Source organism: Ruegeria sp. BA12 (assembly GCF_056539625.1).
Window position 1 is genome coordinate 238693 of sequence record NZ_JBQFVF010000003.1, and the last position, 26810, is coordinate 265502.

20 protein-coding genes are annotated in these 26810 nt (G+C 58.2%); 11 read left to right on the forward strand and 9 right to left on the reverse strand.

Features of this window, described 5'->3' with window-relative positions; translation table 11 throughout:
• Genes ACR0B0_RS09010 through ACR0B0_RS09025 form a run of 4 tightly spaced genes read left to right on the forward strand, consistent with a single transcriptional unit; the run spans position 1 to position 6253 of the window.
• Entirely contained in the window at positions 1–3108 is a 3108-nt protein-coding gene (locus ACR0B0_RS09010; RefSeq protein WP_170350042.1) for an ABC transporter transmembrane domain-containing protein, read from the forward strand.
• Complete coding sequence (locus tag ACR0B0_RS09015; protein ID WP_480647410.1) at positions 3101–3991, forward strand: CPBP family intramembrane glutamic endopeptidase; 891 nt, start codon at positions 3101–3103, stop codon at positions 3989–3991. Before ACR0B0_RS09010 ends, ACR0B0_RS09015 begins: the two co-directional genes overlap by 8 nt.
• A 58-nt stretch (positions 3992–4049) precedes the next feature.
• Positions 4050–4982, forward strand: coding sequence for an acetyl-CoA carboxylase, carboxyltransferase subunit beta (accD, locus tag ACR0B0_RS09020; RefSeq protein ID WP_170350044.1), 933 nt, complete (start codon positions 4050–4052; stop codon positions 4980–4982).
• Positions 4979–6253 (forward strand): bifunctional folylpolyglutamate synthase/dihydrofolate synthase, encoded by a 1275-nt coding sequence (locus ACR0B0_RS09025; protein WP_480647412.1) that lies wholly within the window; start codon positions 4979–4981, stop codon positions 6251–6253. The genes accD and ACR0B0_RS09025 overlap by 4 nt, the downstream gene beginning before the upstream one ends.
• Before the next feature lie 78 nt (positions 6254–6331).
• On the opposite strand, the gene zapE is transcribed toward ACR0B0_RS09025, so the two are convergent.
• Positions 6332–7390, reverse strand: coding sequence for a cell division protein ZapE (zapE, locus tag ACR0B0_RS09030; RefSeq protein ID WP_480647414.1), 1059 nt, complete (start codon positions 7388–7390; stop codon positions 6332–6334).
• Positions 7391–7540: 150 nt separating this feature from the next.
• On the opposite strand from zapE, the gene ACR0B0_RS09035 reads away from it, so the two are divergent.
• Positions 7541–8782 carry an MFS transporter gene (locus ACR0B0_RS09035; RefSeq protein WP_480647416.1) on the forward strand — a complete coding sequence of 414 codons (1242 nt, stop codon included), beginning with the start codon at positions 7541–7543 and terminating at the stop codon, positions 8780–8782.
• A gap of 1 nt (position 8783) precedes the next feature.
• On the opposite strand, the gene ACR0B0_RS09040 is transcribed toward ACR0B0_RS09035, so the two are convergent.
• The 5 genes from ACR0B0_RS09040 to ACR0B0_RS09060 form a co-directional block, all read right to left on the reverse strand.
• Positions 8784–9404, reverse strand: coding sequence for an HAD family hydrolase (locus ACR0B0_RS09040; protein ID WP_480647418.1), 621 nt, complete (start codon positions 9402–9404; stop codon positions 8784–8786).
• Between the two features lie 145 nt (positions 9405–9549).
• The gene (locus ACR0B0_RS09045; RefSeq protein WP_170350049.1) at positions 9550–10005 is read right to left on the reverse strand and encodes a YaiI/YqxD family protein; all 456 of its coding nucleotides are present in this window, start codon (positions 10003–10005) and stop codon (positions 9550–9552) included.
• Positions 10002–11459, reverse strand: a complete 1458-nt coding sequence (gene sthA, locus ACR0B0_RS09050; RefSeq protein ID WP_170350050.1) for a Si-specific NAD(P)(+) transhydrogenase — start codon at positions 11457–11459, stop codon at positions 10002–10004. The genes ACR0B0_RS09045 and sthA overlap by 4 nt, the downstream gene beginning before the upstream one ends.
• A gap of 3 nt (positions 11460–11462) precedes the next feature.
• Positions 11463–12296: an S-formylglutathione hydrolase gene (fghA, locus tag ACR0B0_RS09055; protein WP_480647420.1), complete on the reverse strand. Its 834-nt coding sequence runs from the start codon at positions 12294–12296 to the stop codon at positions 11463–11465.
• A 101-nt stretch (positions 12297–12397) separates the two neighbouring features.
• Positions 12398–13327: an AEC family transporter gene (locus ACR0B0_RS09060; RefSeq protein ID WP_170394637.1), complete on the reverse strand. Its 930-nt coding sequence runs from the start codon at positions 13325–13327 to the stop codon at positions 12398–12400.
• A gap of 182 nt (positions 13328–13509) precedes the next feature.
• On the opposite strand from ACR0B0_RS09060, the gene ACR0B0_RS09065 reads away from it, so the two are divergent.
• The gene (locus tag ACR0B0_RS09065; RefSeq protein ID WP_170350053.1) at positions 13510–14127 is read left to right on the forward strand and encodes a TetR/AcrR family transcriptional regulator; all 618 of its coding nucleotides are present in this window, start codon (positions 13510–13512) and stop codon (positions 14125–14127) included.
• Between the two features lie 86 nt (positions 14128–14213).
• Here the strand turns inward: ACR0B0_RS09065 and ACR0B0_RS09070 are convergent, their stop codons facing one another.
• The 3 genes from ACR0B0_RS09070 to ACR0B0_RS09080 form a co-directional block, all read right to left on the reverse strand.
• A complete protein-coding gene (locus ACR0B0_RS09070) occupies positions 14214–15584 on the reverse strand; it encodes an HlyD family type I secretion periplasmic adaptor subunit (RefSeq protein WP_480647422.1) in 1371 nt (456 codons plus the stop codon).
• Positions 15581–17323 carry a type I secretion system permease/ATPase gene (locus tag ACR0B0_RS09075; protein WP_480647424.1) on the reverse strand — a complete coding sequence of 581 codons (1743 nt, stop codon included), beginning with the start codon at positions 17321–17323 and terminating at the stop codon, positions 15581–15583. Before ACR0B0_RS09075 ends, ACR0B0_RS09070 begins: the two co-directional genes overlap by 4 nt.
• A gap of 61 nt (positions 17324–17384) precedes the next feature.
• Complete coding sequence (locus tag ACR0B0_RS09080) at positions 17385–20588, reverse strand: beta strand repeat-containing protein (protein ID WP_480647426.1); 3204 nt, start codon at positions 20586–20588, stop codon at positions 17385–17387.
• Positions 20589–20928: 340 nt separating this feature from the next.
• On the opposite strand from ACR0B0_RS09080, the gene ACR0B0_RS09085 reads away from it, so the two are divergent.
• The 5 genes from ACR0B0_RS09085 (at position 20929) to ACR0B0_RS09105 (ending at position 26809) form a co-directional block, all read left to right on the forward strand.
• Positions 20929–21849: a LysR family transcriptional regulator gene (locus ACR0B0_RS09085; protein WP_170350057.1), complete on the forward strand. Its 921-nt coding sequence runs from the start codon at positions 20929–20931 to the stop codon at positions 21847–21849.
• 303 nt (positions 21850–22152) lie between these two features.
• Positions 22153–23736, forward strand: coding sequence for an ABC transporter substrate-binding protein (locus tag ACR0B0_RS09090; protein ID WP_170350058.1), 1584 nt, complete (start codon positions 22153–22155; stop codon positions 23734–23736).
• 69 nt (positions 23737–23805) lie between these two features.
• The gene (locus ACR0B0_RS09095) at positions 23806–24900 is read left to right on the forward strand and encodes a M24 family metallopeptidase (RefSeq protein ID WP_480647428.1); all 1095 of its coding nucleotides are present in this window, start codon (positions 23806–23808) and stop codon (positions 24898–24900) included.
• Positions 24900–25907 (forward strand): ABC transporter permease subunit, encoded by a 1008-nt coding sequence (locus ACR0B0_RS09100; RefSeq protein ID WP_170376837.1) that lies wholly within the window; start codon positions 24900–24902, stop codon positions 25905–25907. Before ACR0B0_RS09095 ends, ACR0B0_RS09100 begins: the two co-directional genes overlap by 1 nt.
• Complete coding sequence (locus ACR0B0_RS09105; protein WP_170350061.1) at positions 25907–26809, forward strand: ABC transporter permease subunit; 903 nt, start codon at positions 25907–25909, stop codon at positions 26807–26809. Before ACR0B0_RS09100 ends, ACR0B0_RS09105 begins: the two co-directional genes overlap by 1 nt.
• Position 26810 lies beyond the last annotated feature (1 nt).

The following is a 26810-nucleotide window of genomic DNA, read 5'->3' on the forward strand; positions in this document are numbered from 1 at the left end:
ATGGAACCCACTCTATTCGCTTTCATATGGAAACATTCGAAAAAACAACAGCTTGTGCTGCTGTTTCTGACGGTTCTGTCATTCCCGTTCCTCTATGCCTCGCTTGAGTTGCCCAAGCAGATTATCAACGGGGCCATTGGCGCGCCAAGTAATACGGTAACGATCCTGGGATTCTCGGTAACGCAGGTGCAGTATTTGCTGATCCTGTGTTTCGCCTTTTTGGCAACCGTGATTGCCAGCGGGTTGATGAAAATGCGCATCAACACGATGAAGGGCATCCTTGCTGAACGCATGTTGCGCCGTTTGCGGTTCACTTTGATCCATCGCACCATGCGGTTTCCGAAATCCTATTTCGCCACCACCAGTCAGGGTGAGCTGGTGTCGATGATCACCTCTGAGGCCGAACCGATGGGTGGCCTGATGGGCGACGCGATCGCGCAGCCGGTGTTCCAGTTCGGGCAGATGATGACCATCGTCACCTTCCTGTTCATGCAGAGCGTCTGGTTCGGCCTTGCCAGTGTGGCTCTAATCCCTCTACAGGCCTGGCTGATTCCAAAGTTGCAACGCCAGATCAACCTGCTGAACAAGGAACGTATTCAAGAGGTCCGCAACCTCAGTTCAGAAATTGGCGAAAGTGCGGCTGGGATCAGCGATCTGCGCACCAATGGCGGCTGGCGGTATCGGCAGGCGCAGTTCAGTCATCGTTTGGGGCTTTTGTTCGAGATCCGGTTCAAGATTTACAACAAAAAGTTCTTCATGAAGTTCCTCAACAATCTGATCACGCAGATGACGCCGTTCCTGTTCTATTCGGTAGGCGGCTATCTGGCGATCACGGGTGAGGTGACAGTCGGGGCGCTGGTTGCTGCACTTGGGGCCTATAAGGATCTGAGCGGCCCGTGGAAGGACCTGCTGACCTATTACAATCAGGTACAGGACATGTCCCTGCGGTGGGAGGTCGTGACCGAACGCTTTGCGCCTTCAAACATGATCCCTGAAAATCTGTTCGTGGGTGAGCCCGAGACTATTCCGCATCTGACGGGCGATATCGAGTTGCGAAACGTCACCGTGCGCGATGATGACGGCAAGACCATTCTGGAAGATATCGACCTGACCATTCCCAAGGGTGCGCGGGTCGCCATCCAATCGACCCATGCCGCGGAACGAAATGCGCTGGCGCAGGTCCTGACCCGCGAAGTCCTGCCGGTGCAGGGCGACGTGATCATGGCGGGTCACAATCTGAAAGACCTGCATCAGGTCGTGATTGCGGCCCGGATCGGCTATGCCTATTCGCGGCCCTATCTGTTCGACGGCACGCTGGGCGACAATCTGTTAATGCCCCTGCGTCCGCATCCTCAGCATGAGGCCGATGCCGCCGTGGCGCCGACTCGCTGGCAAATCGAAGCTGCCCGCGCTGGAAATCCGACGGATTCGCTGACGGATGAATGGATTGATCCGGGGCTTGCCGGGCTGGACGATGTTGATGACATTCGCGCCTGGTGGTTCCAACTGGTCGAAGCGATGGGTACTGACGAACTTATGCTGCGCCGTACCCTGCGCACACAATTTGATCCCATTTTGCATCCTGATCTGGCGCAGGACGTGGTCAACCTGCGGGGGACGATTGCGGAAAAGCTGCAGGAAAAAGGGCTGGACCAACACGTTTATCGGTTCGACCCGGATCGTTTTAACCCGGCTGTTCCTTTGGGGGGTAACCTGCTCTATGCGACTCCGTCTCGGGATATCACGCCCGAGTCTATGGCGGATGATCGGCGGTTCAAGAACATGCTTGGGATGCATGATCTTGCCGATGACGCCATGTCCATGGCCAGCGCCGTGATGGAAACATTGGATCAGGCCTTTGGCCGCGACGGCACCGATCACCCGCTGTTCCTGCGTCTGGGGATGTCCAAGGACATGTATCACCGTCTGCTCGACATCAAGGATCGGCGTAAGTCGAGAGGAGACAACGGAATTTCCGAGGATGAGCGCGCTTTGCTGCTGACGCTGCCGTTCCTGCTGACGGCTGAGCAGATTGGCCCGGACTTCCCCGAGGAATACAAGGACAAGATTCTGTCAATCCGCAAGGATCAGGCCGAACGGCTGCGTGGGGCGCTGGATGGTATGTTCGTGCCTCTGTCGCCCGACAGCTACATCCCGCGCCTGACGGTGATGGAGAATGCGATTTATGGCCGGGTGTCCCTGATGGCCGGAGCCCATGCCGATGAGATCGAAGATGTCGTTGCTCAGGCCGTGAACGAGGCTGGTCTGCGCCGTCGGGCTGCGTCGACTTTGTACGATCTACCGACCGGGCTGGGCGGAAACAACCTGCCAACCGTGTTTCAAGAGCGCGCGGCGTTTTCCCGCGCGGGGATCAAACGTCCCGATATCCTGATCCTCGACAAGGCATTGGCCAGCCACGATTCCCAAAGCCGTCTGCGCACACGTCTGCGGCTGCGCGAATTGTTGCCCGAATCGATCATGATCTTCATGGAGGATCATTTTGCGCACCCTGAGGCCTATGACTTGTTCATCGAGATCAAGGATGGTCGGATTGACGGTGTCTCGCGCACCCAAACCCACCACGAAGACGGGGCCTCGGCTGATCTGAGTCGCAAGCTGCAGATCATATCCTCGACCGAGCTGTTTTCGGGGCTGGATGCGCGCAATCAGCGGCTGCTGGCCTTTTCGGCACAATGGTACGAGGCTGCGTCGGGGCAGATGATCTTTTCCCGTGGGCAAGCACCCGACGCGGCGTATCTGTGCATCAAGGGGCAGGCCAATCTGGACTGGACCGATGAAAGCGGTGGCACGCGCACTATATCGATCATTGAACCCGGTCGGTTGATCGGCGATCTGTCAATTATCACCGGCGATGTCCGTCAATTGGATCTGACAGCGGCCACAGATTGTACGTTCCTGCGCATCGGAGCAGAGGAATTGCGCGCTGTGATCGAAAGCGATGCGTCGGTCGCGGTTCAGTTGCTGCAAACCGTTGCCGGGTATCTGACCACGTTGTCCACAAGGATCAACACCATCCAACACGCATCTGAGGTGTTCCCTGAAATCCCACAATCCATCGAAGGTGAAAGCTCTGGCAACAATGCCTGACCCTCACGCATATGCCGCCCATGAGGGGCTTGTGGGCGACGCACGCGCCCGGCCCGAACTGTGGCGCCTCGCGGCGGGTCTGGGTATTGTCCTTGTTCTCTATGTGACGTTGAACGCAGTGTTGTTTGCCTTTGTCGGGCAATTGCTTCAACCAGATCAGGCGCAGGGTCTTTTGCATGGAACCTCAACGTCGGCCGCGCTGATTCTGCTGTTGAGTTTCGGTTTCCTGACGCTGGGCGTGGCTATCGCCGCCCGTCAAATGCAGCACCGGTCTCTGGCCGCCATCCTTGGCCCGCGCCGCCTGTTATTGCAACAATTCTGGATGGTCCTGCGTGCCTTGGTGATTCTGGGCCTGATCATGGCGGCCCTGCCACCCTATGGTATGGGTGAGACGCTGACGCAAAACCTGGCCCTGTCCACATGGTTGCTTTTGCTGCCAGTGTCGGTGATTGCGGTCCTGATTCAGACCAGCGCCGAAGAAGTGCTGTTTCGCGGCTATATCCAGCAATGCTTGGCGGCTAGATTCCGATCTCCGGCGATCTGGATGGGAGTACCTTCGGTACTGTTCGCAGCAGGGCATTATGCGCCCGGTGTCACCGGCGAGAATGCCCTTCTGGTGGCCATTTGGGCGTGTATTTTCGGCCTGCTGGCGGCGGATTTGACCGCAAGGTCGGGAACATTAGGACCTGCTATTGCATTGCATTTTCTGAACAATGCGGTCGCGCTTCTGTTCATTTCGCTGCCTGAAACGTTAAGCGGGTTGGCATTGTATCTGCTGCCTTACGACATGTCCGAAACCGGCTCGTTACGGCAATGGCTGTTCGTTGATTTTGCGGTAATGACTGTCAGCTGGTTAACTGCACGTCTTGCGCTCAGGCGTTGATTGCATTTCTTTCCGTTGCGTCTTATTTGACGTCAATGCCGCAAAACAAGGTTCCGACATGAACTGGATCACAAACTACGTCCGTCCCCGGATCAATTCGATCTTCTCGCGCCGGGAAGTGCCCGAAAACCTTTGGCACAAATGCGATGAATGCGGCACGATGCTGTTCCACCGCGAGCTGGCGGAAAACCAGAATGTATGCACCCAATGTGATCACCACATGGCGATCACCCCGCGGGACCGTTTCGCACACCTGTTTGACGGTGGTATTTTCACCGAGGTCGAAGTTCCCGCACCAACAGCTGACCCGCTGCAATTCCGGGACCAGAAGAAATACCCGGATCGCATGAAAGCAGCTCAGAAAAAGACCGGTGAGTCTGAGGCAATGCTGGTTGCTCGGGGCGAAATCGGGCGCACCCCGATTGTGGCTGCCGCACAGGACTTCTCGTTCATGGGTGGATCGATGGGCATGTATGTCGGCAACGCCATCATCGCCGCCGCACAAGAGGCGGTAAAATTGAAGCGCCCGTTGGTTCTGTTCTCAGCCGCTGGTGGCGCACGGATGCAAGAAGGTATCCTCAGCCTGATGCAGATGCCGCGTACAACCGTGGCCGTTGAGATGCTGAAAGAGGCGAACCTGCCCTATATTGTCGTGCTGACTCATCCCACTACCGGTGGCGTGACCGCATCTTACGCGATGCTGGGCGATGTCCATATTTCGGAACCCAATGCGCTGATCTGTTTTGCAGGGCCGCGCGTGATTGAACAGACCATCCGTGAAAAACTGCCCGAAGGGTTCCAGCGCGCGGAATACCTGCTGGATCATGGCATGTTGGACCGTGTGACCAAACGGACCGAGATGCGTGAGGAACTGATCACCATTACCCGGATGCTGATGAACCAGCCGCCAGCGGTCAAAGGCGATCTTCCCGCGCCTCAGCCCGAAGAGGCCAAGGCCGAAACCCCAGCCGAGGAAACGGTCGAAGAATGACCAGCCCGACATCTGACGTCATCCTCGACCGGATGATGGCGCTGCATCCCAAGATCATTGACCTGACCTTGGATCGTGTCTGGCGTTTGCTGGCAGCTTTGGACAATCCGCAGGTCAAGCTGCCACCGGTGATCCATATCGCCGGAACCAATGGCAAGGGCTCGACCCAGGCGATGATCCGTGCCGGGTTGGAGGGCGCGGGGCTGTCAGTCCACGCCTATACCTCGCCCCACCTCGCGCGGTTTCACGAACGCATCCGATTGGCCGGAGAGCTGATTTCGGAACCCGCTTTGACCGCCGTTCTGGATGAATGCTACGCCGCCAATGATGGCGAAAACATCACTTATTTTGAGATCACGACCTGCGCGGCCCTGCTGGCTTTTGCACGGACGCAGGCAGATTACACGCTGCTTGAGGTCGGCTTGGGTGGCCGTCTGGATGCCACGAATGTCATACACGAACCGGCAGTAACGGTGATCACGCCAGTTTCGATCGACCACGAACAGTTTTTGGGAGATACGCTGGGCAAGATCGCAGCCGAAAAGGCGGGCATCATCAAACCTAGTGTGCCCTGTATCGTCGGCCCGCAACAGGACGAGGCGCTAGAGGTCATCGAATACACCGCCGCACGCCTGGGAGCGCCGCTGCTGGTCCACGGTCAGCACTGGCATGTGCATGAGGAAAACGGGCGCCTGATCTATCAGGACGAAACCGGGTTACGTGATCTGCCATTGCCCAACCTGCTGGGTGCGCATCAAATTCAGAACGCTGGTGCCGCGCTGGCCGTTCTACGGTACCTTGATCTGGGCGACGACGCCTACGAGGCCGCAGTGACCCGTGCCGAATGGCCCGCTCGTATGCAGCGCCTGAAAACCGGTCCCCTGGTCGAGGCTGCGCCACAAGCTGAGCTGTGGCTGGATGGTGGCCACAATACCGCTGCTGGAGTAGCACTGGCGGATGTTTTGACCAAACTGCCAGAGCGCCCGACGCATTTGATCTGCGGAATGCTCAACACTAAAGACGTGACGGGTTACCTCGCACCGCTCGCGAAACAGGCCCAAAGCCTGACCGCAGTATCGATCCCTGGCGAGGCCGCAACGCTGAGTGCCGAAGACACGGCCGCTGCCGCGGCTAAAGTCAACCTAACCGCCACAACCGCCGACAGTGTTGCCGACGCTCTGAAAGCAATTGTCGGGGAAAACTCACAAGCCCGTGTTCTGATCTGCGGTTCGCTGTATCTGGCGGGAAACATCTTGCGCGAAAACGGCTAAATTCTCTGCCCGCAGGGGCTTCATCTGGCCAATAATACCTCGAGGGAGCCACGCAAAGCGCGGCGGGGGCTCAGCCCCCTATTTCCCCCAGTCCTGATCCTGCATTTCCCGCAGTCGCGAGGCAGTGCGTTCAAACTCGAACGTCCCTTCGCCTTCGACATACAACATCTCGGGCTCAGCCGCGGCGGAACAGATCAACCGAACCTTGGCCTCGTACAAGGCGTCAATCAATGTGACGAACCGTTTGGCTTCGTTGAAGTTGTTGCGCGACAAGCGCGGGATGTCCTCTAGCACCAGAACCTTCAACTCATCTGCAATTGCCAGGTAATCCGCCGGTCCTAACATGCGACCACACAGATCGTAGAACGTGGCCCGGGCAACTCCGTTCCGAAAGGCCGGCAGCTCGACCGACCGGCCTTTGACCTGCAAGACTAGCGGTTCCGCCGCACCGCCCGACAAATCGGTCCAGACGTCACGAATGTTCTGCCGTGCCTCGGGTCCGATTGGAGTGAAGTATACCGGTGCGCCCTCCAGCCGGTTTTGGCGGTAATCTGTGGGAGATACCAGCTCCCACACCTGAAGCTGTTCCTTGATGCGGGCGATGAAAGGCAGGAACAACTGCCTATTCAGCCCGTCCTTGTACAAATCGTCAGGGTGCCGGTTTGACGTGGTCACAACCACAACGCCGCCTTCATAAAGCAGGTCGAACAGACGCCCGACGATCATGGCATCGGTGATATCGATAATCTGCATCTCGTCAAAAGCAAGCAGCCTGACCGAATTCACGACCTCTTTCGCCACCGGAGCCAAGGCATCCTCGACCCCATCCTGACGGGCTTTGTGCATACCGGCATGAATTTCCTGCATGAACGCATGAAAATGCACTCGACGTGCGGGAATATCCTCCAGCGCATCGACAAACATATCCATCAACATGGATTTCCCGCGCCCCACGCCACCCCAAAGATACAACCCCTCGGGCGGGGGCGGAGCCTTGCGGAACAACCCGCGTTTAACCGGGGCGGACAGCGCCGCGCGGATACGTTCGAAATGGGGTAGGACGGCCTCTTGCGCATCGTCCCGGGTCAGGCTGCCCCCGGCAATGCGGGCGTTGTAAATCGAAATCAGATCCGTCATGGATTCGAGCCATAGCGCCCGCGTTGAGCCTTGAAAAGCGGCCATTTCCCACGACCCATCAAATTTCCTTATCCGTGACCGCAAATCTGCTGATTTGACCGACTGCACAAATCCGCTACCGTCCGTCGAACCGATACCCCCGAGGTCCCTATGTCGCATTCTACGCGCCTGCTGAACCCAATTCTGATCGTCGGATGTGTCATCATCACGGTCAGCTTTGCTGTGCGGGCCTCTTTTGGAGTATTCCAGATTCCGATTGCCAGCGAGTTTGGTTGGCTGCGCACCGATTTCTCGCTGGCCATAGCGATCCAGAACCTGGCCTGGGGGATTGGACAGCCGATCTTTGCTGCAATGGCTGAAAAGATTGGCGACCGGAAAGCCATCATTCTTGGCGCGTTGACCTATGCGGCTGGTATGGTTCTGTCGGCTTGGTCTGTAACGCCGTTTGGTCATCAAATGTATGCGTGGCTGGTTGGATTTGGCATCGCGGGCACGGGTTTTGGTGTCGTACTGGCGGTGGTCGGGCGTGCGTCGTCCGACAAGAACCGCTCGATGTCTTTGGCGATTGTCACGGCGGCGGGCAGTTTCGGACAGGTGATTGGCGCACCGACGGCAGAATGGTTGCTCAGCTTCCTGCCCTGGCAACAGGTGTTTCTTGTCTTTGCAGCTGCGATTCTAGCCCTTGTGCTGACGCTGCCTTTCATGCGCGCACCACAACCGGTCAGTAAGGCCGAACTGGAAGAGAGCATGAGCCAGATTCTGAGCCGGGCGTTCCGAGACCCCTCTTATGCGATGATTTTTCTGGGGTTCTTCAGCTGCGGCTATCAACTGGCGTTCATCACCGCCCATTTTCCAGCCTTCGTGACCGAGATGTGCGGCCCGATCCAACCCGGTGGCGTGCTGCATTCGCTGGGCATCACCACCACCTCGGCCCTGGGGGCTGTGGCAATCTCGCTGGTGGGGCTGGCGAATATTGGTGGCACCTTACTGGCCGGTTGGGCCGGTAATCACTTCCCCAAGAAATACCTTCTGGCGTCGATCTATACCGCCCGCACATTAGCGGCTGCGGTCTTTATCCTCATGCCGATTACACCAATGTCGGTCATCGTATTTTCGATTGTCATGGGCTCGCTCTGGCTGGCGACTGTGCCTCTGACCTCGGGTCTGGTCGCGCATCTGTACGGGCTGCGCTATATGGGTACCCTGTACGGTTTCATCTTCCTCAGCCACCAGATTGGAGGTTTCCTGGGCGTCTGGCTGGGCGGGCGCATGTATGACGTCTATGGCGATTACACGATGGTCTGGTGGATTGGCGTAGCCGTTGGCGCCTTCAGCGCTATAGTTCACCTGCCCATTCGCGAAAACCGCAGCGGAACGCCGGTTCCGGCCTGATCTACTTGGCCTCGTCTGGGGTCAACAGACCTTCGGCCACCAACCTTTCCGCCCAGCCCTGAGGGCCAGTGAAATGATGCGTCTGCCAGCCCCGCGCGCGTGCCGTTTCGATGTTGTCGATCCGGTCATCGGCAAACAGCAAACTGCTGGGTGGTAGACCACAATCATCCTCGACCATCTCATAAATCGGGGAGTGCGGCTTGACCGCTTTCATCCGGCCCGAGACATACTGCCGGTCAAATTCGTTCAGGAACGGATAAATCGTGGTGGCATAGTCGAAATTCTGCACCCCAAAATTAGTGAGCGCGAAAACCGGGATATTCTTTGCACGCAAAGCCCGTTGCAGGCGAACGGAATGCGGGATTTCCGGCGTGGCCAATTCGATCCACTTGTCATGCCACAAGCGGATTTCGTCGCGCCATTCGGGGTATTTCTCAGCCCAATCATAGATCGTGTCGGTAAAATGGTGGCCCTGATCAACCAGATCGTTCATCCCGTGCAGATCAACCTCGGCAAACATGGCGCGGCGGCGGTCTTCTCCGATGGCCTTGTCATAGTAACGCTCTGGCTGCCATTCGATCAGAACATTTCCAATGTCGAAAATTACGGCTTCAATCGGCATATTACGCCCCTGTCAAATCAATCTCTGCTTGCGCCCGACTGAACCAATCCCGGGCAGGACTTTCAAGTCGGAACCGCAGCGCGCAGCGCTGCCCGGCCCAACGGGAGAAGGCGCATCATTGATGCGTCGCCGACGGGCGGGAGAGTTACCGGCGCCGCGCTGCGCGCAGTTCACGTTCCAACGCATCCAGAAACCGGGATCGATCCGCCTTGCCAAAAGGTTTGCCTCCGCCACCAGCCCCCAGCGGATTGGCTGCCCGCAGGTCGGCCATCAGATCGCGCATGGCTAGCTGCTGGCCGATATTGGCTGCCGTAAACGCTTCACCATTTGGGCGCAGCACGCGTGCCCCGGCTTCAACGCATTTGGCGGCCAAAGGGATATCCGAGGTCACCACCACATCCCCAGGCCCACAACGCTCGGCGATCCACTTGTCCGCCTCGTCCGCGCCTTCCGCAACGATGACGACCTGCACCAGGGGATTGGCCGATGGCCGCAACCCACCATTCGAGACCAACGCCATCGGCACCTTGTGGCGTGTCGCCACCCGCTCGGCTTCGGCCTTCACAGGACAGGCATCGCCATCGACATACAGGGTGGTCACGCCTTCTTGGCCTGTTTCTTGGCGGGTTCTGCGGGTTTCTTGCGCACCTTGAACTCTTCGGGGATCGGCATCCGGTTGAACGCGTCCAGACCGGCGATCTTGTAGGCTTCGGCCAAGGTCGGGTAGTTGAACGTGTTCTGCACGAAGTAGTCCACCGTGCCTTTCAGGTTCAGCACCGCCTGCGCGATATGGATTAACTCAGTCGCCCCTTCGCCAACGATCTGCACGCCCAGCACCCGGCGGGTTTTCAGCGAGAACAGCATTTTCAGCATGCCATGCTCCAACCCCATGATATGCCCGCGCGAGGTTTCGCGGAATCGTGCGACACCAACCTCATATGGGATGCCGCGTTCCTCCAATTCTTCCTCGGACATACCGCAGGTGGAAATCTCGGGCACCGAATAGATGCCATATGGATACCAAGGGCTTTCTGGCAGTGTGGGGGTGTCCAACGCATGACAGGCCGCGACACGGCCCTGTTGCAACGAAGTTGAGGCCAACGACGGGTGCCCGATCACATCGCCGGTGGCATAGATATGCGGCACAGTGGTCTGATAGGTTTTACGGTCCACCTTGATGCGGTTGCGATGGTCCGTCTCCAAACCAACTGAGTTCAAATTCAGCGCCGAGGTCGCACCCATGCGCCCGGCCGCAAACAGCAGCATTTCAGCACGGACATGGCGGCCATTATCCAGTGTGACTTCGACATGATCCCCTGTGTCCTCGATCTTTTCCACGGCAGAGCCCAGCCGCAGATCGACGCCGTTTTCGCGAATTTGATGGGTGAAATCGTGGATCAACCGCTTGTCGATGAAATCAAGGAAGGTTTCGCGCGGCTCGATCAGAGTCACGCGCACATCCAGTGCCGAGAACATCGTGGCATATTCAACGCCGATTACCCCCGCGCCGATCACGACAAGCGAGCGCGGAATCTCGGCCATTTCCAGAAAGTCATCGCCGTCGACCACGGTTTTGCCGTTAAAGGGCACGTAATCCGGGCGGTAGGTTTTGGTCCCGGTGGCGATCAGGAACTTGGCTGCAGTCAGGCGTGTGGTTTCACCGGCATCAGTGGCGACCTCAATCTCATGGGGGCCAACGAACCTGGCCAGACCGTTCAGGGTTTCCACGTGGTTGCGGTTGAACTGATGTTCCAGCACGTCAACCTCGTGATCCAGCGTCATGTGCAGACGCGCCTTGAGGTCTTCGGCGCGGATTTGATCCTTGACCCGGTAAGACCGGCCATAAAAACTGCGCTCGCGCCAGCCGGACAGGTTTAGCACCGTTTCGCGCAAGGTTTTCGAGGGGATTGTGCCGGTATGAACCGACACGCCGCCAAATCGGTCTTTGCGGTCAATCACCAGCACACGACGTTTCAGTTTGCCCGCCTGGATTGCCGCGGAACGCCCTGATGGCCCTGACCCGATGATGATCAGGTCATAGTCAAATTTGCTCATCCGTCAGTCCCCGTACAGCGCTTCGGCGTGGAAGGTGATGTGGTCTTCCATGAAGGTCGATACAAAGAAATACGAGTGATCATAGCCCGGCTGTAAACGATAGGTTGCCTGCTGGCGTCGTTCCGCGATGGCTGTCGCCAGCGCCTCGGGGCGTAGAAGGTCGATGAACTGATCACTGGCACCTGTGTCGATCAGGATTGGACCGTCAAAGCCAACCTCTTTCATCATCAGCGAGGCATCGTGCTTGGCCCAAGTGGCTTCGTCATTACCCAGATAGGCGCTCAGCTGTTTGCGCCCCCAATCCGCGCCGGTCGGGTTCGAAATCGGCGCGAAGGCCGAAACCGACCGAAACCGACCTGGCAAGTTCATCGCCAGGGTCAGCGCCCCGTGGCCACCCATTGAATGACCAGTGATCGCTTGACGATCCATGTCGATGGCGAAGTTTTCTGCCAGCAGGTTCGGCAGTTCCTCGGCCACGTAGTTCCACATGTTAAAATGCGGTGCCCATGGGGTTTGTGTTGCATTCACATAGAATCCAGCGCCCTGGCCCAGATCATAGTCATCGTGATCGGCCACGCCTTCACCCCGCGGAGAGGTGTCGGGGAACACGACGGCAATGCCTTGTTCGGCTGCCCAGGCCTGCGCACCGGCCTTGGTCATGGCGTTTTCGTGTGTGCAGGTCAGGCCAGACAGATACCACAGGACGGGAACCGGGCCGTCCTTTGCCTCGGCAGGTAGAAACAGACCAAAGGTCATGTCGCATTGGCAGGCTGACGACGCATGGCGGTAGACGCCCTGCACGCCACCGAAACAGGCGTTTTCCGAAAGGGTTTCCATCTGGCAGAGTCCTTAAATTTAGATCGCGTTATGGCTAACGATCCAAGGACGCCGCGTAAAGGCCGCACGACTTCGGCGCGCGTTTTTTTGAATGCTTTGGCTCAGAGCGTCCCAACCCAGGCGATGACCACCGGCACGGTCAGGATACTGACCGCAGTCGACAGCAGGATCGCTGCCGAGGCCCGGTGCGGGGCCACACGGTAGTGGGCCGCCAGCATGTAAACATTTCCGGCCACCGGCAGCGCCGCTGCCGCAATTGCGACCGTGGCGGAAAAGGCATCGACTGGCATCAACCACAGCAGCACCACGGCCACACAAGCCGGGTGAATGACCAACTTGCAAAAACTCAGCCATGCCGCAACCTGAATGCGTTCGGCGGACTTGGACGCCAAAGAGGCCCCAATTGCAAACAAAGCCCCAGGTGTGGCCGCCCCGCCCAGAATGGTCAGAAAATCATTGAGTGCCGCCGGAACCGGCATTTGCAAAGCCGACCACAGAAGCCCTGCGGAAATCGAAACGATCATTGGGTTCTTCAACAATCCCAACCCAATCAGGCGCAACGTTGCCGGGGTCAGCCGCCCGTCGCGCCCCGCGTTGATCAAAATCACGATCAAGGACGAAAACACCACCAGATCAACGGTCAGAACCAGCATGACCGGCCCAATGGCGGCCTCGGACAACAACAGCGCCAGCATCGGTAGTCCCAGAAAGCCGACATTTCCGATGGCGGCACATTGGGCCTCGACCGCCGCGGTAGGAATATCAAGCCTGCGAACCCAGGCCACTCCAGTTGCCAGACCATACACGGCGAGAGTTCCCAGCAGATAGCCCGCCATCAGCCGACCATTGAAAATGTCGGCAAAGGGCAGGGTGGCGGCAAAGCGAAACAGCATCGCCGAAAGTGCGAAATAGAACACGAACTTTGTCAGATAGGCTGTCGCGTCTTCGGTGAAAAAGCGGCTGCGCCCGGCCCAGTATCCCAGGCCGATGATTGCAAAAAACGGAAGCGTGCGCAGAAATATTTCGACCATGCCCAAAGTGTTAGCATCGTTTGACCGCGCAGCAAGCCTTGAACGACAACGACCGGAAGCCGCGGGTTTGCGGGGCAAAACATTCAGAATTCACATTCCGTTACGCAACGGGACAACGCGAATCGTTGTATCTGTACTGATCGGTTTATAGTTTGAGGGGAACACTAACCCTAGGAGAGCTCATGACTCAGACAGCCGCCATCCTTCGCACGGGCCGCAAATTCGATCAGGTTTTGCGCGGAGCCCGAGAAGTTTTCATGGCGGATGGGTTCGAAGGTGCCAGCGTCGATGACATCGCGCGGGCGGCGGGCGTGTCCAAGGCGACGCTCTACAGCTATTTCCCCGACAAGCGTCTGCTGTTCATGGAAGTCGCCCAGACCGAATGCAAGCGTATGGCTGAAAGAGTCATTTCGATGATCGACGACTCCAAACCTGCGCGCGAAGTGTTGACGATCACGGCGACGCAGCTAACCGCATTTCTAGTGTCCGATTTCGCGCAGCAGGTGTTTCGTATCTGCGTGGCCGAGCGGGATCGGTTCCCTGAATTGGGCCAGGCGTTTTACGAATCCGGACCTCAGAATGGCCAGCGTCATATGGTCGAATATTTGGAAAAGGCCGTTCAAAAAGGCGAATTGGTTATCGAAGATGTTCAGATTGCAGCCGAACAGTTCTCAGAACTGTGCAAGGTTCGCTTCTGGACCAAAGCCGCGTTGGGCATCCAGACCAATTTCAAACAATCCGAGATTGATGAGATCGCGTTGCACGCAGTGGACATGTTCATGGCGCGTTACGGCGTCTGACACTTAAGCACGCATTGATACTGGTTGGATCGGGACAACGATCTCAGAAATGCCTGCGCCCAAGTCTCGGACGCAGGCGGCTAAAATCACTCGATAAAGGTCTTGGCCAACCGGTCGCTTATGGGTTGCGACAGATAGCTTATGACGGCGCGTTCGCCGGTATTGACGAACAAATCTGCGGGCATGCCGGGCACCAGTTCCAATGCGGCCACGTCTCGCGGTTGTTCGGCATTCAGCTTTACCCGCGCCTTGTAATAGGCTTCGCCGGTGCGTTCATCCTCAAGCGCATCGGCTGAGATGTCGAAGATATGCCCCACAGCTTCGGGCACGTCCGCTTGCGCAAAGGCCGACAGGCGGATGCGCGTGGATTGACCGATCCGCAGCTTATCAATGTCGCCGGTCTTGACTCGTGCCTCGACGATCAGGGCTTGATCGGCTGGGACGATATCCATGATCGGCGCACCCGGGCGGATCACCCCGCCATTGGTTGACACTTCCAAATTCACAACGCGTCCGCTGGTCGGGGCCAGAACCTGTGTTCGCTTCAGGCGTGCCAGCGTGCCCGCGAATTGCGGTCGAACCAGATCAAGCTGGGCCTCAACAACAGCCAGCTCCCCGGCGAGGACCTCATCGCGTAGTTTTTGCTGGCTGAGCAGGGACAGCTCCAACTCTTGCACTTGATCTTCGGCCTGGGCGATCTGGGTGCGCAATGATGCGTCAACGCCAGCCAGCCGTTCCAACTCGATCTGCCGTGCGCTGACCCGCGTGACGGCGACCAGCCCCTTATTCAACAGCGTCTCTAAGTTGGACAACTCAACCCGCGTGATCTTGATCTGGTTCCGGGCCGCGCGGCGCTGTTCATCCAGACCCGTGACCTGGTTGCGTAGGCCCGCGATACGTTGCGCGTTGATCTGCGCTTCGGTCCGGCGGGCACGGGCTTCGGCGTCAAATAGTTGTTTCTGGGTCAGGTAAGGCGACACCCAATGCAGGCGGTCCATTCCTTCGCGGAATCCCGCCAGGGCGGTGGTTTCTTCAAATTGGCTCTGCCCGCTCATTTGCGCCAGCAGGCGCGCGCGGCGAACCGACAGCTCACCCAACTGGCTACCCTGAACGCTAAGATCCACGTTAATCTCGGTGCTGTCGAGCTGAACCAGAGGCTGCCCTGCCTGCACAAATTGGCCGTCTGTGACCAGGATCGACTGAATTATGCCGCCGTCCAGATGTTCGACCGTTTTGCGTTGGCCCTCTACCACAAAGGATGCGGGTGCAACCACGGCACCATCGAGTTTCGAGGCAAAGGCCCAATAGGCGCTACCACCGACGAATACCGCCAGGGTGAACAGGCCGAACAGGACATAGCGGGCGATGCCAGGGGAACTGTCCGAAATCTCTTTCAGCTGTGCGTCGTGAAATCCCACGGCAGTTCGAGGGGCTGAGTAATTGACCAGGTCAGTCATTGGGCCGCTCCTGTGATCTGAGTTTCATCCACCCGGCTGGGTGCCGGTTGTGTTGGTTTGTCCAGAACGTTGCGGCGATTGACTTTCAGAACGTCTTGCTTGTCGCCGAATTGAGTTTGATTGCCATTGCGCAACACCATCACCTTGTTCGCCGCCTGCAGCGTGGCTGGGCGATGCGTCATGACAATGGCAATCCCGCCGCGTTCCTGCACGGCCAGCAAAGCATCGCGCAGGGCCTGTTCGCCCTCGGCGTCCAGATCCGAGTTGGGTTCATCCAAAACCAGAACAAACGGATCACCGTATAGCGCACGTGCCAGAGCCAGCCTCTGACGCTGACCGCCGGACAGGAAAAAATCGCGGCCAAGCCTGGTTTCGTACCCGTCGGGCAAACCGCTGACCAGTTCGTGAACCCCTGCTTCGCGCGCGGCACGCAGGACCTCGGCATCGTCGATCGCGGTGGAGAACCGGGCAATGTTTTCGCGGATTGTGCCATCGAACAGCTCGACATCCTGTGGCAGGTATCCGATCTGTTTGCCCAAGTCTTCGGGATTCCATTTCGACATCGGGCTGCCGTCCAGCAGAACCTCGCCCCGTTGCGGATGCCAGATGCCCGCAAGCATCTTGCCCAGCGTGGTTTTGCCCGAACCGCTCTGGCCAATCACTGCCAGAACGTCCCCGGCCGTGAGGCTGAAATCAATCGCCCGGATGGTGGCATTGATCGCAAGTGGAGGGCCTGCCTGAGCGATGCGGACGTCCATCGATTTGAACGCACGTGGCAAGTTCAGGTTTGGAGGCGCCTCGGCGAAATCTTCGGTCAATTGTTTGATTTTGCTATAGGACCCGCGTGCAGCCAGAAAAGTGCGCCACTGCCCGATCAACTGATCAATCGGAGCAAGCGCGCGGGCCAGAACAATCGTGGCGGCAATCATGACGCCTGCGGTGGACTCGCCGATCACGGCCAGTGCCGCACCCATCCCCAGAACCGCTGATTGCAGGCCCATACGTATGGTCTTGGACAATACGGAAAAGCTGGCCACCCGATCAGCGGCGCGGGTTTTGTGTTGGTGCGCGTCAGTTTGCAGCGCGGTCCAGCGGCGTACCAGATCGGATTTCATACCCAGCGCATGGACCAGTTCGGCATTCCTGTCGCTGATCTTGAACAGCGCATCCGACCGCCCTCGTGCCTGCGCGGCCTGCTGCATCGGGCCTCGGGATCGGGCGTTGTTGATCAGCGCCATCAGTGTCAAGGTCAGCGCTCCGGCCAGGCCCAACAGACCCAGAAACGGGTGCAGCACATAAAGAACCATCAAATAGATTGGTATCCACGGAGCATCGAAAAAGGCGGTCAGGGTGGTGCCGGAAATGAATTCGCGGAACCCGTTCACATCCTCGACCAGGTTTTCGCCTGCCTCAGCTTCTCCTTGGACCCGGCGGCGCATGGCGGCCCCCAGGACGCGCGCGCCGACGCTGAGTTCGAACCGGGCGGCCAGGCGGCCCAGAATGCGCATCCGCATCAGGTCGAGGCACGCAATGACGATGAATACCCCCGCCAGCAGCACGGACAAGGCGATCAATGTGTCTATGTTCTGGCTGGTCAGAACCCGGTCATAGACCTGCAGCATGTATAGCGGCCCGGCCAGCATCAAGAGGTTCAGGAACAGGCTGAAGATCGCAACCGCAACAAAGCCTTTGCGCAGCGATCCCCAGGCGGTTTTGACGGGATTGGAATTCTGGAACATCGGATAGCCCTTTCCGGTTTGGCAAGCGGGGCGGCCACAAGACCGCCCCGTTGTGGATCGCTTAGGCGACGAAGTCGTCTTCGGTTAGGTCTGCGCTGTTGATTCCAGCCAGACGGACCGAGCCTTCGTTGCCAAAGGTGATCAGGGTGTCATTGCCATCCTGCGCAACATTCACCGCGCCGCCGAAATCGGGGCCTAGGTCGCCGAACTGCAGCTGATCGCGACCGATCTCAAAGTCCTGGATCAAGTCATTGCCGAAGTCTTCACCGAACGAGAACGTGTCTCGTCCCAGTCCGCCGATGAGGATGTCATCACCGCCTTCGCCCGAGATCAGATCTCCGCCCGCGCCGCCATTCAGCACGTTGGACAGATCGCTGCCGACGATCACGTCGCCATCATCGGACCCGATGACGTTTTCAATGGACTGCAGCACGTCGGTCTCGAACTGGTTTTCGACAACGTCCTGACCGATGACACCGGTACCCCCGGTCGCATTCACATCCAGCGTTGCACCTGCGTCGACCAGAGTGTCCTGCACCACCGGGCCGTTCACGCCCGCCGGAGCATTGTGCAGATGGATCGCCGAAATAGTGCCCGGGATTGGGGTACCCAGCTCTGCCTCGCTGATGCCAACAACGCTCAGCTCGCTGGAATAGGTGACCTCACCAGTGTTCAGGTTCTGCGTGATGACAACGGTGGCCTCACCGGTCGCTTCGCTGTTTGACAGCGGCCCTGGCTCTTGCGCCGCGTCCAAACCGCCACTCAGGCTAACGGTGCGGATACCGTTTTCGGTCACGTCGCTGTCGACCGATAGCTGCCCGCGGATTTCACCCGCCGGGAACTGGTTGGTGTGGATGTTGTAGTAGAGGTTGCCTTGAACCGCCTGCTCAACAAAACCGGCACCATCGGCAATGTTGGACCCGAACTGATCCGGTGCCGCGATAACCGCATCGGTGACCGAGATGTTGAACCCGGTATCGCGGGTGGCGGTGCCATTGCCGTTGGCGTCCAGACGAACCTCGACCGCGACGTCCAGATCCGAGAAGTCGGCCGTGTCGATGCCGTCTCCACCGTCGATGAAGTCATTGCCCAGACCACCGGTCAGAACATTGTCGGCATCGCCGGCAATCAGAACGTCATCACCTGCGCCACCGTCGATGTCACCATTGGTAGTGCCCAGATCGACAAAGATATCGTCGCCATCGCTCAGCAGAACGTCACCGTTGATCACGCCTTCGTCGTCATTGACGATGGTGACGGTGCCTGCGTCCGAGGCGTCGATTGCGTTGACCGTGCCGCGGATTTCGCCCTCGTTCAGGACGGCACCAACAAGGTTCAGACCGCCATCAACGCGCAAGCCCGCCGCAGCGTCCGAGTCCTCGGATCCCGCGATCAGACCTTCGTTGACGACAACTCCGGCAAAGGACGCGTCATCCTGGCTGGTGAACAGGCGCAAGCCATCGCCCACCTGGTTGCCCTCTGCGGCGTCTCCACGGCCTTGCAGCGTGCCTTCGTTGACGACAGCGGCCGAGACCACATCGCCAGACACATCGCCGGTTTGCAACGAGACGGCTGAGCCGTTATTGCCTTCGCCTGCGTCAACCAGACCGGTGTTGGTAAAGGTATAGTTGTCGGCGGTACCATCGGCATAAACCGTACCGTTGCGCTGGTTGCCGGTACCCAGAATGTCACCTTCGTTGATGACCTCGAGCCCTACTCCGTCAATATTCAGCGCGCGGCTGTCCGAGGTGACAGTACCCCGGTTGACGAAGGACCCGCCCGAATGATCGCCTGTGCCAAAGTAGACACCGTTCTGACCACCCGCAAAGACGCCGGTTTCCTCGTTGACCAGTTGGCCTTGGAAATTGACGTTGTTCACAGCGCGGAACGCGCCGACAGTGCCATTTGCACCTTCGGACGAGACCGAACCTGTGTTGGTGATCGTTCCGGTGAACAGAGCAGGGCCAAAGCCGCCGCCTTCTAGCCGGGCGCCTTCCAGACGGATGCCATCTCCGGCGGTGCCCAGACCAGCGCCTGCATTGCCGCGACCGGCGACGGAGCCTGCATTGGTCACTTCGACCTCACCATTGCCTTCGGCAGACAGGGAAAGTGAAACGCCAGCGCCTTGGTTGCCTTCGCCCGCATCGATTGAGCCGGTTGCCAGGTTGTTGATCGAGAAATCAGACGCGGTGTCGTCGGCGTAGATCGTGCCGTTGCGCTGATCGCCAGAGCCCAGAATGTCACCGCCATTGACCAGATCAACGCCGGAGCCGTCGATATTAACCGCGCGGCTGCCTGATTGGATGGTGCCAAAGTTCAGCACATCCAGATCATGTTCGCCTTCACCGATATAGAGACCGTTGCGAGGTCCTTCGATCACACCGGTCGAGGTGTTCAGAATCTCACCTTCGGCATTTGCGCCATTGGCAATGCGAATACCGGCGGCGGTGCCTTGATTGCTTTCGGTCGAAATCAGACCGCTATTGATGATCTCGGTTTCAAGAATGGCACCTTCTGCACCATCATCGATGCGGATGCCGTCTCCGGCCAGACCTGTATTTGCCGCCGCCTGACCGCGGCCTTGAATGGTCGCGCCAAAGCCGTTGAACACGTCGGTTTCCACGCGGTCTCCGAGTTCATCACCGACTTGCAGCGAAATACCGGCGCCCTGATTGCCGTCACCGGCATCAATCGTGGCGCCTGAGAAGTTCGAGATCGAAACATCCTCGGCGGTGCTGTTGGTATAGATCGTGCCGTTGCGCTGATCGCCGGTGCCGATGATGTCGCCAAAGTTGCGCACATCAATGCCCTGACCCTGAATATCAACCGCACGACTGTCCGAACTGATCACGCCGCCGCGGAAATTATCCAGGCTGCCAGAGCTGTCAGGCCCGGCAAACTGCACTCCGTTAAATTCCCCGGCTATCTCTCCGAAGTTTCGGACTGCGGCGCTGCCGGTCACCTGAACGCCGGTGGCCAGAACTTCGGGACCGTTATTTGCTTCGATCCGGCCCGAGGCAAAGTTGAAGATGTCGACATCTTCACCCTGCGCCTTCACCGCGGCCACCGCGTTGTTGGTGACTATCTCACCAAAGTTCAGCAGGCGCGAGAAATCATTGGCTAGCACAAAGGCCGGAGTGTCATCGACAACCGTGCTTTGGAAAAAGTTGTTCAAAAGGGTTTGGCCATCGCGGCTGGTCTCTTGCGCCAATGTGGACGTGGTTAAGAGACGTGCGCGTAAGCTTTCCATAAGTTGGGACAGCATGGGGGACTCCATCATGGGTTTGCGTAATGCGGTCCGCCCGCTGGTCTGGGCATTCCACGTAGCAAAGGGGTAGTCACCACCACGGCGCAGCTAAAATTCATCCTTCGAATTGGCGGTATAACCAATACAAATAGTCACGGATGGCGTGATATCTGGCCACCGTGCCTCGTTTCTTTTCAATTGGTTACGTGGCGTGTCTCCGCAGTGCCCTTCTATTCAATGGCGCGGATTGACGGTTTTGTCAGTGATTGTGATGCCGATTTCCTGCAGCGGCGCGCCGGTTGGCGTATGTAAAGGGCATCCCCAGCGGGATCGGGAAACGGATCACGGGCCCAAAACCATGAATTTCAGAGACCTGGAATATGTGCTTGCCATTGCCAGACACGGTCAGTTCAGTCAGGCGGCTGTGGCCTGCAATGTCTCGCAGCCCGCTTTGTCTAATCAGGTAAAGAAGCTGGAACAGGAATTGGGAACGGATCTGTTCCTGCGCCTGAATAGCGAAGTGCGCCCCACTGCCTGTGGCAATCGCGTGATCGCCATTGCCGAGCGCATCCTGAAAGACGCCCAGAACATCCGAGATACCGCGACTCAGTTTCGCAACCCCGAGGCAGTGCCTTTCAATATCGGTATGACCCCGACACTGGCCCCCTATCTGACGCAGTATTTTTCCGAGCTGTTCAGCGCGCTTTTTCCCAACATGCGTGTCACCATGGTTGAAGATCTGCCACAGAACATGTTGCAAATGGTTGAAGATCACACGCTGGACGTCGCCCTGGTGGCAAAGGTCAACAACAGCGAAGCGCTGGATTTCACCTCGATCTGGTCTGAACCCCTGTTTCTGGCCGTACGCGAGGGCCACCCGCTGTGCATGTTGCCATCTATCGCGCCAGAAGATGTGCCGGTGCATGATTTTATCCGGCTTCCCCATAGTTTTGGTTATGAACTGGAAGACCGGTTGCCCGAATCAGACCCCTCGAACCGGGCCAGCAAGCGGTTTGATCTAAGTGCGCTTCGGTTCGAGACGATCTGCCGCCATATCTGCCACTCGGATGATTGCACCATCGTCTCGGCATTGGCGGCGGAACAGTTCAAACGGGACAAGTGGCCTTTGTGCTTTGTCCCGTTCGAAGGCCCCGGCAATCTGCGAAACCTGGGCGCGGCAACGCGTCCGGGCTGTCCCCGCCGACCGCTATTGGACCGTATCGGTGCCTATATCAATGAACGGCCACCTGTCGGGGTTACGCCCACTTTTTCACACTGACCGTCAACTGATCTCTTGTATCTTGACCTGCGATGGCGACCGTCACGCTGTCACGTAGCAAGACATGGGCCGTTAGGTCATGGTGATTATCCTCTTGCCCGAACGACCCAAAAGGCCGAACGTGTGGGGGTATCCGCCTTGTTAACGGGTTGCTCAAATTAGCGTGTGCAAGTCAGTTGACAATGGATTTTGTATTTTGGATACATTGGGCAGAGATATCGCGATGACACGAGTCGTCTAGGAATGCTCTGACCACAAAGAGCAACGCGAATGTCTGAATAAATTCATTTCTGGGAGACCCACATGAAACTGAAATTGATGGCCGCAACTGCTGCGATCGCCTTGTCGGCTGCCGCGGCACAGGCAAACACTCTGGTGTATTGCTCTGAAGGATCGCCCGAAGGGTTCGATCCGGCCCTGTTCACCGCCGGGACGACTTTTGATGCGTCTTCGCACCCGATCTACAACCGCCTGCTGGAATTCGAAACCGGAACGACCAACGTCATTCCCGGTCTGGCCGAAAGCGTCGAAGCCAGCGATGACGGTCTGGAGTACACGTTCAAGCTGCGTCAGGGCGTCAAGTTCCATTCCAACGACGAATTCACCCCGACCCGTGACTTTAACGCCGATGACGTGATCTTCTCGTTCATGCGTCAGAAGGACGAAGGTCACCCGTTCAATCAGGTGTCCGGCGGCACCTGGGAATACTTCCAGGGTATGGGCATGCCAGATCTGGTCGAGTCCATCGAAAAGGTCGATGACTATACGGTCAAATTCACTCTGACCAAGCCTGAGGCGCCGTTTGTGGCCAACATGGCGATGGATTTCGCCTCGATTCTGTCGGCCGAATATGCCGATGCGATGATGGCAGCAGGAACACCTGAAAAGCTGAACACAGCGCCCATCGGCACTGGTCCGTTCTCGTTCGTGGCCTATCAGAAAGACGCCGTGATCCGCTATGCGCAGAATGCGGACTACTGGAAAGATCCGGCGGACGTGGAAAACCTGATCTTTGCGATCACTCCAGACGCTTCGGTTCGGTACCAAAAGCTGAAGGCTGGCGAATGCCACATCATGCCGTATCCGAACCCGGCTGACATTCAGGCGATGAAGGATGACGGCGACATCAACATGATGGAGCAGGAAGGCCTAAACGTCGGTTATCTGGCGTATAACACCACTATGGAGCCGTTCGACAATCCGAACGTCCGCAAGGCGTTGAACATGGCGATCGACAAAAACGCCATCATCGATGTGGTGTTCCAGGGCTCAGGCCAGGTGGCCAAGAACCCGATCCCGCCAACCATGTGGGGCTACAACGACGCCATCACCGACGATGCCTATGATCCCGAAGCGGCTAAGGCGATGCTGGAAGCCGAAGGTGTTTCCGATCTGTCGATGAAGATCTGGGCGATGCCGGTACAGCGTCCGTACAACCCGAACGCACGCCGCATGGCGGAGTTGATCCAGGCGGATTTTGCTAAGGTCGGTGTGGATGTTGAGATCGTGTCCTATGAATGGGGCGAGTATCTGTCGCGCTCGAAAGAACTGAACCGCGATGGCGCCGTTCTGCTGGGCTGGACCGGTGACAACGGCGATCCAGACAACTTCCTGGCCGTGCTTCTGGGCTGTGACGGTCGCGAAGCCTCGAATCGTGCACAATGGTGCCACGAACCGTTCGAAGATCTGATCCTGAAAGCCAAGCAAACCACCGATCAGGCTGAACGCACCAAGCTGTATGAGGATGCTCAGGTCGTCTTCAAAGAGCAGGCACCATGGGCCACCATCGCACACTCGGTCGTTTACATGCCGATGAGCAATAAGGTGCAGGGCTACAAGGTGCACCCGCTGGGTGGCCACATCTTCTATGGCGTGAGCGTCGAATAAATCACCACTCACTGACCGGAGCCGCCCAAATTGGCGGCTCCGGTTTTCTATTTCTGGAGGTCGGCGCGAATGCCGGATTTGTCCGAGTACCGTCAACTGGCAAAGGACATGTCAGTAGACGCCGTGGCGCTTGTGCCTGGCCCGAATTTCACCCGCGCTTTGGGAAAACCCTTCATGAGCCACGAACGGCCTTTCGTGGTTGTGATCCCAGCCGAAGGTGCCCCAGCTGCGATTGTGCCAAATCTTGAGCTGGGGTCATGGGCGCTGGTCGGGTTTGACGGCGCTGTCTTTGATTGGCGCGATCAGGCAGGCTATGACGATGCCTTTACCGCGCTGGCCGCGCGTATGCCACTGTCGTCACTGGCGGTGGAAGGGCAGGTGATGCGGGTTTTCGTATCCAAGGCACTAACCCGCGCGATGCCGGATCTGCGCATTGTGGACGGCGAGCGTGAGATTTCTGGTCTGCGTATCATCAAGACCGATGAGGATATCGCGGCGCTACAGGCTGCGATTGATATCTCGGAACGGGCGTTGCAGCGGGTCATTGAGGATGTGCGTGTCGGCCAGACCGAGGTTCAGATCGAACAGGCCCTGATCCAGGCGTTGTTTGCCGAAGGCGCCGCCTCGCTGGCTTTTGCGCCGATTGTGGCCGCGGGTGATAACTCGGCGCAGCCGCATGGTAAGGCGCGGGCGGATTACAGAATCAAACCCGGCGACGCGCTGTTGTTCGATTTCGGTGCCCGCAAACACGGTTTTGCCGCCGATATTACCCGGACCTTTTTCGTCAAAGAGGTCTCGGACGAGGGCAGGGCGGTCTACGATACAGTCCTGCGCGCCAATCTCGCCGGTTTCGAGGCCTGCCGCCCCGGGGTGACCGCGCACGATATCGACGACGCGGTCATCAGCGTGCTTGAGGCTTCGCCTTTTGCCCACCGCATCCGCACCAAGACCGGACATGGTCTGGGCCGGGACGTCCACGAAGCACCGTATATCATGCGCGGGAATGACCAGAAAATCTTGCCCGGAATGGTTTGGACCAACGAACCGGGCCTTTATGATCTGGACAATTTCGGCGTTCGCATAGAAGATGACGTGCTTGTTACACGGGATGGCTGCCGGTCGCTGACCCGCTTTCCCAAAGATCTCACAATCATAGGTCGCTGATGTTTGGCTACTTACTCACACGCCTTGGCATGTTCGTTCCGACATTTCTGGGCGTGACGCTGATTTCCTTCATGTTCATTCGGGTTCTGCCCGGTGATCCCATCATCGTCATGGCTGGCGAACGCGGCATGACCGAGGAACGCTATCAGGAGATGGTCGAGAAGCTGGGCTTCGACAAACCGGTCCTGCAACAATACTGGGATTACCTTGTCGGCGTCCTGCATGGCGATCTGGGCGAGAGCTTTGTCACCAAAAAGCCGGTCTGGGATGAGTTCTTCGCCTTGTTCCCTGCCACGCTGGAGCTGTCGCTTTGTGCAATGATCTTTGCGGTGGCACTGGGATTGCCTGCCGGCGTGATCGCGGCGGTGAACAGGGGCAAGTTCTTCGATCGGGCGCTGATGTCGTCAGCCCTGGTCGGGTATTCGATGCCGATCTTCTGGTGGGCTCTGCTGCTGATCATCGTGTTCTCGGGCAATCTGGGTTGGACGCCAGTCTCGGGTCGGATTGACCTGCTGTATTATTTCCCCAGTGTCACCGGTTTCATGCTGATCGACAGTCTGTTGTCAGGCCAGGCGGGGGCGTTTGGTTCGGCCGTCCGGCACCTGATCCTGCCGACGATCGTACTGGGCACCATCCCGCTGGCGGTCATTGCACGTCAGACACGCTCGGCCATGCTTGAGGTTTTGGGCGAGGATTACATCCGCACTGCCCGCGCCAAGGGTCTGGCGCCGACACGGATCAACGGGCTGCATGCACTGCGCAATGCGTTGATCCCGGTGATTACCGTGATCGGCCTGTCGGTCGGTACCTTGCTTGCCGGGGCGATCCTGACCGAGACGATCTTTAGCTGGCCGGGTATCGGCAAGTGGATGGTCGACAGCATTTTCCGCCGTGACTATCCGGTGGTGCAGGGTGGCCTGTTGATGATCGCGGTGATTGTCATGCTGGTGAACCTGCTGGTCGATGTCCTCTACGGCATCATCAACCCCAAAATCCGGAGGCGGTGATGGCTGAACTATCCGCAACCCCACCCAAAACCGAAGACCGCCCCAGCGCATTGCGCGAGTTCTGGTATTACTTCAGCGAAAACCGCGGCGCGGTCATGGGGCTTTGGGTTTTTGCCGCGTTTGTCTTGTGCGCCGCCTTCGCTCCGCTGCTGGCGCCTTACGATCCGACGGAACAGTTCCGCAATCACATCCTGCAGCCCCCGGCGTGGCAAGAGGGTGGCAGCTGGGCCTTTCCGCTGGGCACTGACCCACTGGGCCGGGATATGCTGTCGCGCCTGATCATGGGATCCCGCTATTCCTTCTTTGTCGGCATCGTTGTGGTCTGTGTGGCCGTGACAGGCGGTGTGATCATTGGTCTGTTGTCCGGCTTTGCACCCAAATGGGTTGATACGATGATCATGCGGGTGATGGATATCATTCTGTCCTTCCCGTCGCTACTGCTGGCATTGGTACTGGTCGCCATACTCGGGCCCTCTCTGACCAACGCCATGATCGCCATCGCCATCGTTTTTCAGCCGCACTACGTGCGTCTGACCCGTGCCTCGGTCTTGTCTGAACGTCAGAAGGATTATGTCACCTCGGCCCGCGTGGCCGGTGCCAGCAAAGCGCGGCTGATGTTTAAGACCGTGCTGCCCAATTGCCTGGCCCCGATCATCGTGCAGGCGGCGCTGTCCTTCTCGACCGCCATTCTGGACGCCGCAGCCCTTGGCTTCCTAGGCATGGGCGCGCAGCCGCCCACGCCAGAATGGGGCACCATGCTGGCCGAAGCGCGAGAGTTCATTCTGCGTGCATGGTGGGTTGTGACATTCCCCGGCCTGGCCATCCTGGTCACCGTGCTGGCCATCAACCTGATGGGCGACGGTCTGCGCGACGCGCTGGACCCGAAACTAAAGCGGAGCTGAC

Coding starts and splice junctions, on each gene's coding strand:
- ACR0B0_RS09010 (WP_170350042.1), top strand. CDS start 1: ATGGAACCCACTCTATTCGCTTTCATATGGAAACATTCGAAAAAACAA.
- ACR0B0_RS09015 (WP_480647410.1), top strand. CDS start 3,101: ATGCCTGACCCTCACGCATATGCCGCCCATGAGGGGCTTGTGGGCGAC.
- accD (WP_170350044.1), top strand. CDS start 4,050: ATGAACTGGATCACAAACTACGTCCGTCCCCGGATCAATTCGATCTTC.
- ACR0B0_RS09025 (WP_480647412.1), top strand. CDS start 4,979: ATGACCAGCCCGACATCTGACGTCATCCTCGACCGGATGATGGCGCTG.
- zapE (WP_480647414.1), bottom strand. CDS start 7,390: ATGACGGATCTGATTTCGATTTACAACGCCCGCATTGCCGGGGGCAGC.
- ACR0B0_RS09035 (WP_480647416.1), top strand. CDS start 7,541: ATGTCGCATTCTACGCGCCTGCTGAACCCAATTCTGATCGTCGGATGT.
- ACR0B0_RS09040 (WP_480647418.1), bottom strand. CDS start 9,404: ATGCCGATTGAAGCCGTAATTTTCGACATTGGAAATGTTCTGATCGAA.
- sthA (WP_170350050.1), bottom strand. CDS start 11,459: ATGAGCAAATTTGACTATGACCTGATCATCATCGGGTCAGGGCCATCA.
- fghA (WP_480647420.1), bottom strand. CDS start 12,296: ATGGAAACCCTTTCGGAAAACGCCTGTTTCGGTGGCGTGCAGGGCGTC.
- ACR0B0_RS09060 (WP_170394637.1), bottom strand. CDS start 13,327: ATGGTCGAAATATTTCTGCGCACGCTTCCGTTTTTTGCAATCATCGGC.
- ACR0B0_RS09065 (WP_170350053.1), top strand. CDS start 13,510: ATGACTCAGACAGCCGCCATCCTTCGCACGGGCCGCAAATTCGATCAG.
- ACR0B0_RS09070 (WP_480647422.1), bottom strand. CDS start 15,584: ATGACTGACCTGGTCAATTACTCAGCCCCTCGAACTGCCGTGGGATTT.
- ACR0B0_RS09075 (WP_480647424.1), bottom strand. CDS start 17,323: ATGTTCCAGAATTCCAATCCCGTCAAAACCGCCTGGGGATCGCTGCGC.
- ACR0B0_RS09080 (WP_480647426.1), bottom strand. CDS start 20,588: ATGCTGTCCCAACTTATGGAAAGCTTACGCGCACGTCTCTTAACCACG.
- ACR0B0_RS09085 (WP_170350057.1), top strand. CDS start 20,929: ATGAATTTCAGAGACCTGGAATATGTGCTTGCCATTGCCAGACACGGT.
- ACR0B0_RS09090 (WP_170350058.1), top strand. CDS start 22,153: ATGAAACTGAAATTGATGGCCGCAACTGCTGCGATCGCCTTGTCGGCT.
- ACR0B0_RS09095 (WP_480647428.1), top strand. CDS start 23,806: ATGCCGGATTTGTCCGAGTACCGTCAACTGGCAAAGGACATGTCAGTA.
- ACR0B0_RS09100 (WP_170376837.1), top strand. CDS start 24,900: ATGTTTGGCTACTTACTCACACGCCTTGGCATGTTCGTTCCGACATTT.
- ACR0B0_RS09105 (WP_170350061.1), top strand. CDS start 25,907: ATGGCTGAACTATCCGCAACCCCACCCAAAACCGAAGACCGCCCCAGC.